This is a genomic window from Pasteurella canis, assembly GCF_900454865.1.
In the GTDB taxonomy this organism is placed as follows: domain Bacteria; phylum Pseudomonadota; class Gammaproteobacteria; order Enterobacterales; family Pasteurellaceae; genus Pasteurella; species Pasteurella canis.
The window spans coordinates 270,288-283,970 of the sequence record NZ_UGTV01000015.1 but is presented as its reverse complement, the minus strand read 5'-3'; the positions used below and the strand labels follow the sequence as shown (position 1 = coordinate 283,970).

The window sequence follows — 13,683 nt, the reverse complement described above, 5'->3', positions numbered from 1 at the left end:
ATAAAAAGGCAAGTAACATGAACTATTTTCTTGATTTGACACCATTTACTTGCCCTTTACCTCTGTTAATGAGTCAAAAAGCATTAAAACAATTAAATCAAACTGAAACACTCACTCTTATACTTAATAATCGAAGTACGATAGATGAGATTAAATTGCTGTGCCAACAACAAAATTATCAATTTCTCAATATTAAACAAATCAATCGTTGCGCTTATCAACTAACCATCCAAAAATAATGGCAATTCCTTTCACTTCACCTGATTTTATGGTATTTTTAGCAAGCGATTTTTTCGTCAAATTTATGTTTTAATTTTACTTTTAAGAAGGGAAATAACAAATGGAAGCTCAACAAGGTAGTCCAATGTCAATGTTATTTATTTTCGTAATCTTCGGATTGATTTTCTATTTTATGATCTATCGTCCGCAAGCAAAACGTAATAAAGAACACAAAAAGTTAATGTCTGAATTAGCAAAAGGTACTGAAGTATTAATCGCAGGCGGGTTAATTGGTCGTATTACCAAAGTATCGCCTGATAGTGACAGCATCATCATTGCATTAAATGACTCTACTGAAGTCACAATCAACCGTAACTACGTTGTTGCAGTGTTACCGAAAGGCTCATTAAAATCTTAATTTTTTATTCCTAAAGGGAAAACTATGTTAAATCGTTACCCTCTTTGGAAGAACCTAATGGTGATCCTTGTGATCGCCATTGGTGTTTTATATTCTCTTCCAAATCTTTATGGTGAAGATCCCGCTGTTCAAATTTCAGGAACACGAGGACAAGAAGCCAACACACAAATATTTAGTGAAGTACAAACTTTATTAAATCAAAATAATTTAGAAACAAAATCTATTATTCTAGAAAACGGCTCTATCCTTGCACGTTTTCACAATACTGATGCTCAACTCCTTGCTAAAGATAAATTATCTGAAAAGCTCGGCAATAGTTACTCTGTCGCACTTAACCTTGCACCTGCGACGCCAAAATGGCTAACATCTGTAGGTGCTTACCCAATGAAATGGGGGCTGGACTTACGTGGTGGTGTACGCTTCTTAATGGAAGTTGATATGAATTCGGCTCTGACTAAACGTCAAGAACAATTACAAGATGCCTTACGCACTCAATTACGTAAAGAAAAATATCAATATACGTCAATCAAATCTGGTGATAATTTCAGTACTCTGATCACATTACTAAAACCAGAACAATCCGATGAAGTACAACGTTTCTTACGTAAACAGCATCATAATTTAGATATTAAAGCGATTTCAGAAAATACACTTTCTCTTGAGCTCTCTGAGGCGGCACTAAATGAATCCCGCGAAAGCGCAATTGAGCAAAACTTAACAATATTGCGTAAGCGTGTATCTGAATTAGGGGTATCTGAGGCAGTTATTCAACGTCAAGGCGCTGAACGTATTGTAGTAGAATTACCCGGGGTGCAAGATACTGCTCGTGCAAAAGAAATTTTAGGGGCGACTGCAACTTTAGAATTCCGCTTGGTTAATGAAAATGTCAATCTTGACTCAGCAACACGTGGTTTTGTGCCAAATGATTCTGAAGTAAAACTTGATCGCCATGGTCGCCCTGTCGTACTTTATAAACGTGCAGTGCTAGGTGGTGAACATATAACTAATGCTAGTTCTGGAATTGATCAACAAACTTCACGCCCACAAGTAAGTGTCACTTTAGACAGTGAAGGTGGCGAAATTATGTCGCAAGCAACGCGTTTAAATCTCAAAAAACCAATGGCAACCTTATATGTTGAATATAAAGACAGTGGTAAAAAAGATGAAAATGGGAAAGCTATTTTAGAAAAACATGAAGAAGTCATTAATGTTGCTACGATTCAAGGACGCTTTGGTAGCCAGTTCCAAATTACAGGTATTGATAGCCCTGCAGAAGCATTAAATCTTGCTGTATTATTACGTTCTGGTGCTTTAATTGCACCTATTCAAATTGTTGAAGAGCGTACCATCGGTCCATCACTTGGTGCTGAAAACGTTCGCCAAGGATTAGAAGCAAGTTTCTGGGGATTGCTTGCTGTTATAGTATTTATGACAATTTACTATCGCAAATTTGGGCTGATTGCTAATATAGCGCTTATCGCTAATATAGTATTAGTTGTGGGTTTAATGTCATTATTACCTGGAGCAACCCTTTCTATGCCTGGTATTGCGGGTATTGTTCTTTCCGTAGGGATGTCAATTGATGCTAACGTGCTTATTTTTGAACGCATCAAAGAGGAAATTCGTAATGGTAGACCAATCCAGCAGGCAATACATGAAGGTTATTCTGGTGCATTCACCAGTATTTTTGATGCAAACCTGACCACGATCCTAACCTCTATTATTCTTTATGCAGTAGGCTCAGGTCCAGTAAAAGGCTTTGCAATTACACTTGCGCTTGGAGTAGGTATTTCTATGTTTACTGCCATTATAGGCACTCGTGCTATCGTAAACTTCTTATACGGTGGCAAACGTGTAAACAAATTGTCAATTTAGAGAGGATGCTGTGAGTTTATTTACAAATAAAAAAGAAACCTCTGAAGTAGGAAATATCAAACTACCATATCGTTTAATTCGCTTTATGGACTTTCGTAAATGGGGTTATCTCGTTTCTGTATTAGTTATGGCTGCCTCTCTCTTCTTTATTGTGACTAAAGGCTTTAATTGGGGATTAGACTTTACTGGTGGAACAGTAATTGATATGAGCTTTTCACAACCTGCTGATCTTGATAAAGTACGCGTTACTTTGGAACAAAATGGTATTCAAGGTGCTATTGTGCAAAGCTCAGGCAGTATAAGAGATATTATCATTCGTTTACCTGCTGCGATTAGTGATGCCAATATTGGTAACAATGTGAAAGAAATACTTGCTGTTGCAGTGGATAAAAATGTGATAGTACATAGTATTGAATTTGTTGGACCCAATGTAGGTGAGGAATTAACACAATCGGCTATTTATGCTACTTTAGCAACGTTACTCATGCTACTCGTCTATATTGGTATGCGATTTGAGTGGCGTTTAGCAGTTGGTGCTGTTGCCTCATTAACTCATGATGTGATCGTTACACTTGGTTTTTTCTCGTTATTACAGATTGAGGTGAATCTTACTTTTGTTGCAGCAATCTTAACCGTTGTCGGTTATTCATTAAACGATAGTATCGTTGTATTTGACCGTGTAAGAGAGAATATGCGTAAAATTAGACGTACTGACGTTATTGATATTATCAATATTTCTCTTTCACAAACTTTATCGAGAACGTTAATGACATCCGTAACAACAGTGATTGTTGTTGTATCATTAATCTTATTTGGCGGTCCAAGTATCCATAGTTTTTCTGTCGCATTATTAATCGGGATTGCTTTTGGTACTTATTCTTCTATCTTTGTCGCTATCGCGTTAGCTTATGATTTGGGTTTAAAACGTGAACATATGCTACCACCAAAAATTGATAATGATGATCTAGATGATATGCCATAAAGCATTCTTTAACGTAATAAAAGGTAGAACAGTTGTTCTACCTTTTTCTTGAATGATATAGCCCAAAGAATGATACTATTCAACTACATCGAAAAGTCTATGGTCTAGCAAAATGAAATTATCCTCTAGTAAACAAGGGACGATATTTCAAATTAAAGTGCGGTCCATTTAGGTAAAATTTTACTTTTATGTTTTAAAATCAAAAGATAATATCACTCACATAATCAACAAAGTCCCCATAAAACTGACCGCACTTTTAAAGACCAGTTATGCTATTTGATGTTGAAAATCTTGGCTAATCAACCCTATCTCTAATCAATCTACTCGTCAAATAACAGAATCAAAATAAATCCTCAATAGTTCTTATCGCATTCTGTTATTTATTTTTCATAAAAAAAGAAACGGTGGCATTTGCCACCGTAAAATAGTCAATAGTTAAAGTATTAGATTAAGCATAAACAGGAAGGCGCTTACAAATTGCTAATACTTTTTCTTTTGTTTCTGCAATCACTTGTGCTTCATTTTCTTTACCCATCGCATCTAATACATCACACATCCAACTTGCTAATTCAGCAGATTCTGTTTCTTTAAAACCACGACGAGTAATTGAAGGTGTTCCTACACGAATACCTGATGTCACAAATGGTTTTTGTGGATCATTTGGCACGGCATTTTTATTGACAGTGATATTCGCACTCCCTAATGCAGCATCCGCAGCTTTACCTGTTAAGCCATGACTAACTAAATCAACTAAAAATAAATGGTTTTCAGTCCCATTTGATACAACGTTATAACCACGTTGTTTAAACACCTCTACCATTGCTTTAGCATTTTTTACAACTTGTTGTTGGTATACTTTGTATTCAGGTTCAAGTGCTTCTTTAAAGCATACGGCTTTTGCCGCAATTACATGTACTAATGGACCACCTTGATTAGCAGGGAATACCGAACTTTGTAATTTTTTATAAAGCTCCTCATCTTTCGCTGAAGAAAGAATTAAACCACCACGTGGACCACCTAATGTTTTGTGTGTTGTTGTCGTTACGATATGTGCGTGTGGTAACGGGCTTGGGTAAACACCAGCTGCGATAAGACCAGCAACGTGTGCCATATCAACGAAAAGGTATGCACCTACTTCATCAGCGATTTCACGCATTTTCGCCCAATCAACCACTTGAGAGTAAGCAGAGAAACCCGCTACGATCATTTTAGGTTTGCATTCTAATGCTTTTTGGCGAACATCTTCATAATCAATTAAACCATCTGCAGTGATCCCATATTGAACTGCGTTATAGATTTTACCAGAAAAGCTCACTGATGCGCCGTGCGTTAAGTGACCACCGTGTGCAAGACTCATCCCTAGAATAGTATCGTGTGGCTGTAATAATGCGCCATAAACAGCTGCGTTTGCTTGTGAACCGGAGTGAGGTTGTACATTCACATAATCTGCATCAAATAATTCTTTCGCACGATCAATTGCTAACTGCTCAACAATATCCGCATACTCACAACCACCATAATAACGTTTGCCTGGGTAACCTTCTGCATATTTATTAGTGAATTGAGAACCTTGCGCTTCCATTACACGTGGGCTTGCATAGTTTTCAGATGCGATTAATTCGATATGTTCTTCTTGACGACGATTTTCATCTTGAATAGCTTGCCATAAAACCGGATCGTAATCAGCGATGTTCATACTTCTTTTTAACATTATGATTTCCTCTTTTAGTAAAGATGATTGTGAATTCAGTTAGTGTACCTGTTTCCACAGGATTTTTTAATTAAAATTTGGTTGTTAATTTTTCATTTTTTAATGAAAAAATTTCATCTTATCAAATCGATGAAAAAGATACCGCGCTTTATTGTTGTTCTCTTGCAACTGCGCGATAACCAATATCACGACGATAGAAACGACCAGCCCATTTCACTTTTTCGGCTAACATCAGCGCTTGTTGTTGTGCATCATAAACACTATCGCCTAATGCCGTTACACAAACGACACGGCCACCATTGGTAACTAATTTACCGTCTTTATTTTCCACACCAGCTAAAAAAACTTTTTGATTTTCGACCGCACTTTCGATGCCTGTAATTTCGTCACCTTTGCGATAATCACCGGGATAACCTTCCGCAGCAAGAACAATTCCAAGTGAAGCCTTTTCACACCACTGTGATTTTTTCTTATCCAATTTACCTTCGCAAGCAGCAAGGCAAAGCTCAACTAAATCTGACTCTAGACGCAACATAATTGGCTGTGTTTCAGGATCACCGAAACGGCAGTTAAATTCAATCACTTTTGGCTGACCATTAGGCATAATCATCAAGCCTGCATAAAGAAAACCTGTATACACGTTGCCTTCTGCAGACATTCCATTTACTGTCGGATAAATCACTTCTTGCATAATACGATCATGAATTTCAGCAGTTACAACAGGTGCAGGTGAATATGCCCCCATACCGCCCGTATTTAAACCGGTGTCATTTTCACCCACACGCTTATGGTCTTGACTGGTTGCCATTGGCTCAACGTTTTTACCGTCCACCATCACGATGAAACTCGCCTCTTCACCATCTAAAAATTCTTCAATAACTACACGGCTCCCAGCTTCACCAAAGGCATTACCTGAAAGCATATCTTTTACTGCTATTTCTGCTTCTTCTAAAGTCATCGCAACAATCACGCCTTTGCCTGCTGCTAAACCATCTGCTTTAACTACGATTGGTGCACCTTTTTCACGTAAATACGCCAAAGCAGGCTCAACTTCAGTAAAGTTTTGATATTCTGCAGTTGGAATTTTATGACGCGCTAAAAAATCTTTAGTAAAGGCTTTTGAACCTTCTAATTGTGCAGCGGCTTGAGTTGGTCCAAAAATTTTCAAACCTGCTGCGCGAAATGCATCTACAACACCAATTACTAATGGTGCTTCAGGTCCAACAATAGTTAAACCAATTTGATTTTCTTGTGCAAACGCTACTAATTTTTCGACATCGGTCGCAGAAATTGCTACGTTTTCAACTTTATCTTCTAATGCTGTTCCAGCATTACCTGGAGCAACAAATACTTTATCTGCTAATGGAGATTGCGCAACTTTCCAAGCTAATGCATGTTCCCGACCGCCATTTCCGATGATGAGAATGTTCATAATGATTTTCCTGTGTTATTTGAAATTGATACATTTATTTAAAATGGAACATTTTGATAAATACATTAAATCTTAATGTCTAAAATGACGCATTCCCGTCAATACCATCGCCATACCATGTTCATTAGCCGCATCAATCACTTCTTGATCACGCATTGAGCCACCTGGATGGATAACGCAAGTAATGCCAGCTTTCGCAGCTGCATCAATACCATCTCGGAATGGGAAGAAAGCGTCAGATGCCATCACACAACCAGCCACTTGTAAGCCTTCATCTTCTGCTTTAATTGCTGCGATTTTCGCAGAATAAACTCGACTCATCTGCCCTGCACCAATACCGATAGTCTGTTTATTTTTCGCATAAACAATCGCATTAGACTTCACATATTTCGCCACTTTCCAACAGAACAATAGATCGAACATCTCTTCTACGGTTGGTTTACGTTCCGTCACAAACTCTAAATCCTCAATATCAACATGACCTAAATCTGCTTCTTGTACTAACAAGCCACCATTGACTCGTTTGAAATCTAAACGAGCAATAGGCTCTTCTTCCCACTCACCACAAGCTAGCACACGCACATTTTTCTTAGTCGCAAGGATTTGTTGTGCATCCTCAGCAACCTTTGGAGCAATAATCACTTCAACGAATTGACGCTCAATAATTGCTTGAGCAGTTTGTACATCAAGCTCTCGATTAAAGGCGATAATACCGCCAAATGCCGAAGTAGGATCAGTTTGATAAGCACGATCATAGGCTTCTAAAATGTTTTCACCTAATGCCACACCACAAGGGTTTGCGTGTTTCACAATCACGCAAGCTGGCTCGTGGAACTCTTTCACACATTCCAACGCCGCATCCGTATCTGCAATGTTATTATAGGAAAGTGCTTTACCTTGCAGTTGAACAGCAGTAGAAACGCTGGCTTCTTTTAATTCATTTTCCACATAAAAAGCTGCTTGCTGGTGGCTATTTTCGCCATAACGCATTGTTTGTTTACGGGTAAAATTCAGGTTTAAAGTACGAGGGAATTGACCACATTCTTGGGTTAAATCTTCTTCAGCAGCACCTTGATACGGTGGTACTTTTTGTCCGAAGTAGTTAGCAATCATAGCGTCATATTGCGCGGTATGTTCGAAAGCCTTAATCGCTAAATCAAATCGTGTTTCTAAAGTTAAGCTATTTTGGTGTTGATCCATTTCAGTGAGAATAGCATCAAAATCCTTATTATTGACTACAATCGCCACATCTTTATGGTTTTTAGCAGCAGAGCGCACCATTGTTGGTCCGCCAATATCAATATTCTCTACTGCGTCCTCTAATGTGCAATTTGGTTTTGCCACTGTCGCTGCAAACGGATATAAATTCACAACGACCATATCAATACTTTCAATACCATGCTGATGCATGATTTCATCATCAATACCACGACGGCCTAAAATACCACCATGCACTTTAGGATGTAATGTTTTTACACGCCCATCCATCATTTCAGGAAAACCAGTATAATCTGAGACTTCAATTACAGGTAAACCATTATCTGCTAATAACTTTGCAGTACCACCTGTTGAAAGTAATTTTACTCCCCGTTGTATCAAACCTTGGGCAAATTCAACGATACCAGTTTTATCTGAAACACTCAGTAATGCCTGACGAATAGGACGATTAGCTTGCATTGAAAAAATCCTTAAAATTTAGCGTTTAAAATGAATAATAAAAGAGAGGTGAGCATTATAACGCAAACGTTTGCGCTTGTGTCAAAAAATTAATAAGAAATGATCTATATTCACGAGTTAAAATATTTATAAAAAAACCGCCTAGATATAATAGGCGGTTTCCAACAACAAGTGAGATGATTTATTTTTTGCTAATTTTGTTATCCAATGCAAAAGCGCCTGAACCCGCAACAACAAAGTATAAAAATACTAATGAATACAGTGCTGCCAATTCACCTTGGTTTAAAATTGGTAATAACACATTAGAAACAGAAGCATGAACATAAAAATAAGCGACTGCCATTTGACCTGAAAGAATAAAAGCAACAGGACGAGTGAACAGACCTAAAATCATTAACACACCACCAATAATTTCAATGACACCACCAATACCAAATAATGAGAATAATGGTTGTGCACCAAAAACGGCTGGCACACCAAAAACTTTATCTGTACCATGTAATAAAAACATGTAAGCCGCAATAATACGCAATAAACCTAATACTTGTGGACGATATTTTTCTAATGAAATCATGTGCTTTCCTTAATGAATATAATTAAATTTAAGATAATCAGAATTTCTAGTGAGGCTCTCTCGCTAAAAACTGGTGCTATCATAACGATATACAAAAAGGAAAAAAACCATCAAAAAAGAAAAAAATATTCTACTCAGAGTTAATAATCTTTTAGCCCTGTCAAATGCTCATTAAATATACTAGCCTCCATAAAACCTGTAATACGTGAATGAGGTATCTCACTACCTTCACTATTAAAAAATAAAATGGTGGGTAATCCTAATATATTGAGTTTATCTAATAACATTTTATTTTCTGATGTATTTTTTGTCATATCAATTTGTAATAACAACACATCATTAAATGTAGACATGACTTCAGGCGCATGAAATGTATATTTTTCAAATTCTTTACAAGCCACGCACCAATCGGCATATAAATCTAGCATAGCTAGGCTTTTATGATTAGTTCGTAAAACTTGTTGTAATTCCTCATATGTTTTTATTTGTTTAAATTCAATACGTTGAGGATGTCCTAATTGTTCGATAGCATTTCCACTCAAAAATCCTATTCCAATAAGATTTGGAAAAAATGTGCTAAAAACTAACATGATAAAAACAGCTATCCATGCCCATTTATAATTTCTTAGGTGGAAAAATATCCACAAACAGAAACCTATGGCTAGTATAAACCATAAGTGATTTTCTACATTTGGGAAAACACGAGAAACTAAAAAGACAGGTAATGCGAGCAAAACAAAACCAAAAGCATGTTTGACATGTAACATCCAATTCCCTGATTTTGGTAAAATTTTATTACCAAATACCGTAATCAAAATTAATGGCACTCCCATACCTAATGCCAATAAATACAATGTGATAGCTCCCGTAAAGAGATCACCACTTTGCGCAACATAAAGTAACGCGCCAGAAAGTGGTGCAGAAGTACAAGGCGAAGCGACTAACCCAGCAATCATTCCCATAACAAAAACACCACTAAATGCACCGCTCTTTTGCTGTTGACTATATTGTGTTAATTTCGTTTGCCAACTTACTGGGAGTTGTAAATTAAAGAAGCCAAACATTGATAAAGCTAATAGTACGAAAATAAGAGATAATGTTAAAAGTACATAAGGACTTTGCAGAGCAACTTGAAAAGGTAACCCAATTGCAGCAACAATCAAACCGAGTAAAGTATAAGTAAGAGCCATACCTTGCACATAAACTATACTCAATGTTAATGCCCGCAAGGTATTTGGTCTAGTTTGCCCCCCAATAACTATTGCAGACAATAAAGGGAGCATAGGTAGAACACAAGGAGTAAATGCTAATCCTAAACCCAAAACAAAAAACCAGAACATGGCATATTTACTATGAAATAAACTCTCAGCCAGCCGATCTTGTTCCGTTGATGTAGGAATATGACTTTTCCTTGGGCTCCCTTTGTCCTCATTTATATGTACATTTGATGGAGAGTTCAAATTAAGTATTTTGGTTTCTGGAGGATAACAAAACCCTTTAGTACAGCCTTGAAAAGTGACTTCTAGTGAAGACTGCTGAGTAAAATGGGATAAAGGAATAGTTAAAGTAACTTGATTACGATAAATCTCTACTTCGCCAAAAAAATCATCATGATATTTTTCAGCAATAGGAAATTCTACTTCTCCAAGATCTATATTGATGCCATTTAAGTCAAAAAATTGTTTATATAAATAATAATCTTCTGCAATTAACCAATTGAGCTCTATCTTATCTTGTTGCTGTATACTAGAGAAAATAAACGCTTGATCTACTGTTAAAAAACGAGATTTTTTATTAAAAAAACTCGCTTCTGCTATCAAAGTAATTGATAAAAGTAACAAAATTGAAAAAATCTTTTTCATAATAAATACATGATTAAAACAAACGTCATAAGCTGCATTCTAGCATAAGCAAGATTTAAGTCGAAAACTATCCGCTAATTACGATAAAAAATTCAGCAACTTATTTTTTTTATAAAAATAAGTTTTGATCATGATAAAAAATTATTGTAGGATAACATTCTATAGTGATGTTTCTCAAAATAATCTTATTTTCTTACGACAAAAGTAGTGAAAATACTCGATAAAATATCACGTAATTCGCAATTTTGTATGTAACTTAAACGAGCATTCGGCTCTATTTACTCCCTCAATACTCTCACTCTATTGAGGGATTTTTTTATGATCTAGGTCATAAAATGACTATCTAATTTAACAAAACTCATTTTTTCTATTGTTACAATTATGTTGCAACTATACAATGAGTACGTTAATTTTGTGCTTATCTTGCTAACAAAATTATTCACTTTTATAAAATTGTAATAGGAAATACAAATGGGAACGCCACAAATTTTAATTGTTGAAGACGAAGCAATCACAAGAAATACATTAAAAAGTATTTTTGAAGCTGAGGGTTATGAAGTATTTGAGGCGGCAGATGGTGCACAGATGCACCGTATTCTGTCTAATAAAGTCATTAATCTTGTTATCATGGATATTAACTTACCAGGTAAAAATGGTTTAATGCTAGCTCGTGAATTACGTGAAACTACAAATACTGCATTAATGTTCTTAACTGGACGCGATAACGAAGTTGATAAAATTCTCGGTTTAGAAATTGGTGCCGATGACTATATCACTAAACCATTTAATCCTAGAGAACTCACAATTCGTGCAAGGAATTTACTACAACGTACTATGCCAGATAGTAGTAAAGAAGTAACACAAACAATTGAACAATATCGTTTCAATGGTTGGACACTTGATCTCAATAGCCGCACATTAATTAACCCTGAAGGGGAAGAATATAAATTGCCTCGTAGTGAATTTCGTGCAATGTTACATTTTTGTGAAAACCCTGGCAAAATTCAAACACGTGAAGAATTACTGAAAAAAATGACTGGACGTGAATTAAAGCCACAAGATCGTACAGTTGATGTTACTATTCGCCGTATCCGAAAACATTTTGAAGATCATCCAAATACACCTGAAATTATTACTACTATTCATGGTGAAGGATATCGCTTTTGTGGTGATTTAGAGTAAATAGAAGCTAAAAGTAAAATAAAGCCTGTCAGACTTTAAATATCTAACAGGCTTTTTCTTCTATTACTTCATCACTATTATGTTAATTAATCAGATAAAATTCCCAAGCTTTCCCAAATTTGATCGACACGTTTTACCACTTCAGGATCTTTCTTAATAGGAACTCCCCACTCTCGTTGTGTTTCACCAGCCCATTTATTTGTTGCATCAATCCCCATTTTGGAACCCAACCCTGCCACTGGAGAGGCAAAATCAAGGTAATCAATCGGTGTATTTTCGACTAATGTCAAATCACGAGCAGGATCACAGCGCGTTGTAATTGCCCAAATCACATCTTTCCAATCACGTGCATTGACATCATCATCACAGACAATCACAAATTTAGTATACATGAATTGTCTTAAAAACGACCAAACCCCCATCATTACACGTTTCGCATGCCCTGCATATTGTTTCTTGATTGTTACGACTGCTAAACGATAAGAGCACCCTTCAGGCGGTAAGTAAAAATCAACGATTTCAGGAAATTGTTTTTGTAAAATAGGAATAAACACTTCGTTTAGTGCTTCTCCCAAAACTGCTGGCTCATCAGGTGGACGCCCTGTGTAAGTAGAATGATAAATTGGATTTTTACGCATCGTAATATGAGTAACAGTAAAGACGGGGAAATATTCTTGTTCATTATAATAGCCAGTATGATCACCATAGGGGCCTTCAAGAGCGGTTTCATTTGGATCAATATAACCTTCTAAAACAATTTCTGCGCTCGCAGGTACTTCCAAATCATTACTAATTGACTTTACAACTGATGTTTTTGTGCCACGCAATAATCCAGCAAAGGCATATTCTGATAAAGTATCAGGTACTGGCGTTACAGCTCCCAAAATTGTGGCAGGATCGGCACCTAATGCGACAGATACTGGGAAAGGTTCATTTGGACGTATTTCTTTCCATTCTTGGAAATCTAATGCGCCTCCTCGGTGAGAAAGCCAACGCATGATTAATTTGTTTTTAGCAATTAATTGTTGCCGATAAATACCTAAATTTTGCCGTTTTTTCAGTGGGCCTTTAGTAATCGTTAATCCCCATGTAACTAAAGGTGCTACATCATCTTTCCAACATTGCATAATCGGTAATCTATATAAATTGACATCATCACCTTTAAATACAACTTGTTGACAATCAGCTTTACCTAAGACTTTAGTCGGCATATTCAACACTTGTTTAAACTGGGGTAGATTGGACAAAAAATCCTTAAACCCTTTTGGTGGTTCAGGTTCTTTCAAAAAAGCGAGTAACTTACCAACATCACGTAATGCAGTAACATCCTCTTGTCCCATCCCCATTGCAACACGTTTTGGGGTACCAAATAAATTACATAAAACAGGGATATCAAACCCTTTTGGATTCTCAAATAACAATGCAGGTCCCCCCACACGTAAAGTGCGGTCAGAAATTTCCGTCATTTCTAAGTAGGGATCAACTTCTTGTTTGATACGTTTCAGTTCGCCACGTTGCTCAAGTAGATCCAAAAAATCACGTAAATCTTTATATTTCATGTTTATTACCTTTTTATTTCAAAATGTTGCAAAACATACCGCACCTTTAATAAGCTATATACAAAATAAAGTGTGCTAATACTTGAACACCCACACGTATTGCTGGTTTGTAACATCTATTTATTAATGCTAGTTATATTATATCAATCCATCTAATTTTGCTATCTACACAAAGTTTAGGTAGAATTTGCC

11 protein-coding genes are annotated in these 13,683 nt (G+C 36.4%); 5 read left to right on the top strand and 6 right to left on the bottom strand.

What is annotated here, in order from left to right; genetic code table 11:
• The first annotated feature begins 17 nt into the window (after positions 1–17).
• From DYE19_RS02050 to secF, 4 genes are all read left to right on the top strand, one after another.
• Positions 18–239 carry a sulfurtransferase TusA family protein gene (locus DYE19_RS02050; protein WP_115322441.1) on the top strand — a complete coding sequence of 74 codons (222 nt, stop codon included), beginning with the start codon at positions 18–20 and terminating at the stop codon, positions 237–239.
• A 101-nt stretch (positions 240–340) separates the two neighbouring features.
• Positions 341–637, top strand: coding sequence for a preprotein translocase subunit YajC (gene yajC, locus DYE19_RS02045; RefSeq protein WP_115322440.1), 297 nt, complete (start codon positions 341–343; stop codon positions 635–637).
• A 24-nt stretch (positions 638–661) separates the two neighbouring features.
• Positions 662–2,512, top strand: coding sequence for a protein translocase subunit SecD (secD, locus tag DYE19_RS02040; protein WP_115322439.1), 1,851 nt, complete (start codon positions 662–664; stop codon positions 2,510–2,512).
• 10 nt (positions 2,513–2,522) lie between these two features.
• On the top strand, positions 2,523–3,494 hold the full coding sequence (gene secF, locus DYE19_RS02035) for a protein translocase subunit SecF (protein ID WP_115322438.1): 972 nt from the start codon (positions 2,523–2,525) through the stop codon (positions 3,492–3,494).
• Positions 3,495–3,942: 448 nt separating this feature from the next.
• On the opposite strand, the gene glyA is transcribed toward secF, so the two are convergent.
• From glyA to DYE19_RS02010, 5 genes are all read right to left on the bottom strand, one after another.
• Positions 3,943–5,205 carry a serine hydroxymethyltransferase gene (glyA, locus tag DYE19_RS02030; protein WP_115322437.1) on the bottom strand — a complete coding sequence of 421 codons (1,263 nt, stop codon included), beginning with the start codon at positions 5,203–5,205 and terminating at the stop codon, positions 3,943–3,945.
• A gap of 148 nt (positions 5,206–5,353) precedes the next feature.
• The gene (purD, locus tag DYE19_RS02025; RefSeq protein WP_115322436.1) at positions 5,354–6,637 is read right to left on the bottom strand and encodes a phosphoribosylamine--glycine ligase; all 1,284 of its coding nucleotides are present in this window, start codon (positions 6,635–6,637) and stop codon (positions 5,354–5,356) included.
• A 72-nt stretch (positions 6,638–6,709) separates the two neighbouring features.
• A complete protein-coding gene (gene purH, locus DYE19_RS02020) occupies positions 6,710–8,314 on the bottom strand; it encodes a bifunctional phosphoribosylaminoimidazolecarboxamide formyltransferase/IMP cyclohydrolase (RefSeq protein WP_049216358.1) in 1,605 nt (534 codons plus the stop codon).
• Between the two features lie 181 nt (positions 8,315–8,495).
• On the bottom strand, positions 8,496–8,888 hold the full coding sequence (locus DYE19_RS02015) for a DoxX family protein (protein ID WP_115322435.1): 393 nt from the start codon (positions 8,886–8,888) through the stop codon (positions 8,496–8,498).
• Between the two features lie 140 nt (positions 8,889–9,028).
• Positions 9,029–10,750: a protein-disulfide reductase DsbD gene (locus DYE19_RS02010; RefSeq protein WP_115322434.1), complete on the bottom strand. Its 1,722-nt coding sequence runs from the start codon at positions 10,748–10,750 to the stop codon at positions 9,029–9,031.
• A 471-nt stretch (positions 10,751–11,221) separates the two neighbouring features.
• On the opposite strand from DYE19_RS02010, the gene arcA reads away from it, so the two are divergent.
• On the top strand, positions 11,222–11,932 hold the full coding sequence (arcA, locus tag DYE19_RS02005; protein WP_049216361.1) for a two-component system response regulator ArcA: 711 nt from the start codon (positions 11,222–11,224) through the stop codon (positions 11,930–11,932).
• An 86-nt stretch (positions 11,933–12,018) separates the two neighbouring features.
• On the opposite strand, the gene ubiD is transcribed toward arcA, so the two are convergent.
• On the bottom strand, positions 12,019–13,491 hold the full coding sequence (gene ubiD, locus DYE19_RS02000; RefSeq protein ID WP_115322433.1) for a 4-hydroxy-3-polyprenylbenzoate decarboxylase: 1,473 nt from the start codon (positions 13,489–13,491) through the stop codon (positions 12,019–12,021).
• Between the last annotated feature and the right edge of the window lie 192 nt (positions 13,492–13,683).

What these genes read in the sequence shown, in the direction of transcription:
- ubiD (WP_115322433.1), bottom strand. Translation starts at nt 13,491, where the DNA reads ATGAAATATAAAGATTTACGTGATTTTTTGGATCTACTTGAGCAACGT.
- purH (WP_049216358.1), bottom strand. Translation starts at nt 8,314, where the DNA reads ATGCAAGCTAATCGTCCTATTCGTCAGGCATTACTGAGTGTTTCAGAT.
- yajC (WP_115322440.1), top strand. Translation starts at nt 341, where the DNA reads ATGGAAGCTCAACAAGGTAGTCCAATGTCAATGTTATTTATTTTCGTA.
- glyA (WP_115322437.1), bottom strand. Translation starts at nt 5,205, where the DNA reads ATGTTAAAAAGAAGTATGAACATCGCTGATTACGATCCGGTTTTATGG.
- DYE19_RS02010 (WP_115322434.1), bottom strand. Translation starts at nt 10,750, where the DNA reads ATGAAAAAGATTTTTTCAATTTTGTTACTTTTATCAATTACTTTGATA.
- DYE19_RS02050 (WP_115322441.1), top strand. Translation starts at nt 18, where the DNA reads ATGAACTATTTTCTTGATTTGACACCATTTACTTGCCCTTTACCTCTG.
- purD (WP_115322436.1), bottom strand. Translation starts at nt 6,637, where the DNA reads ATGAACATTCTCATCATCGGAAATGGCGGTCGGGAACATGCATTAGCT.
- arcA (WP_049216361.1), top strand. Translation starts at nt 11,222, where the DNA reads ATGGGAACGCCACAAATTTTAATTGTTGAAGACGAAGCAATCACAAGA.
- DYE19_RS02015 (WP_115322435.1), bottom strand. Translation starts at nt 8,888, where the DNA reads ATGATTTCATTAGAAAAATATCGTCCACAAGTATTAGGTTTATTGCGT.
- secD (WP_115322439.1), top strand. Translation starts at nt 662, where the DNA reads ATGTTAAATCGTTACCCTCTTTGGAAGAACCTAATGGTGATCCTTGTG.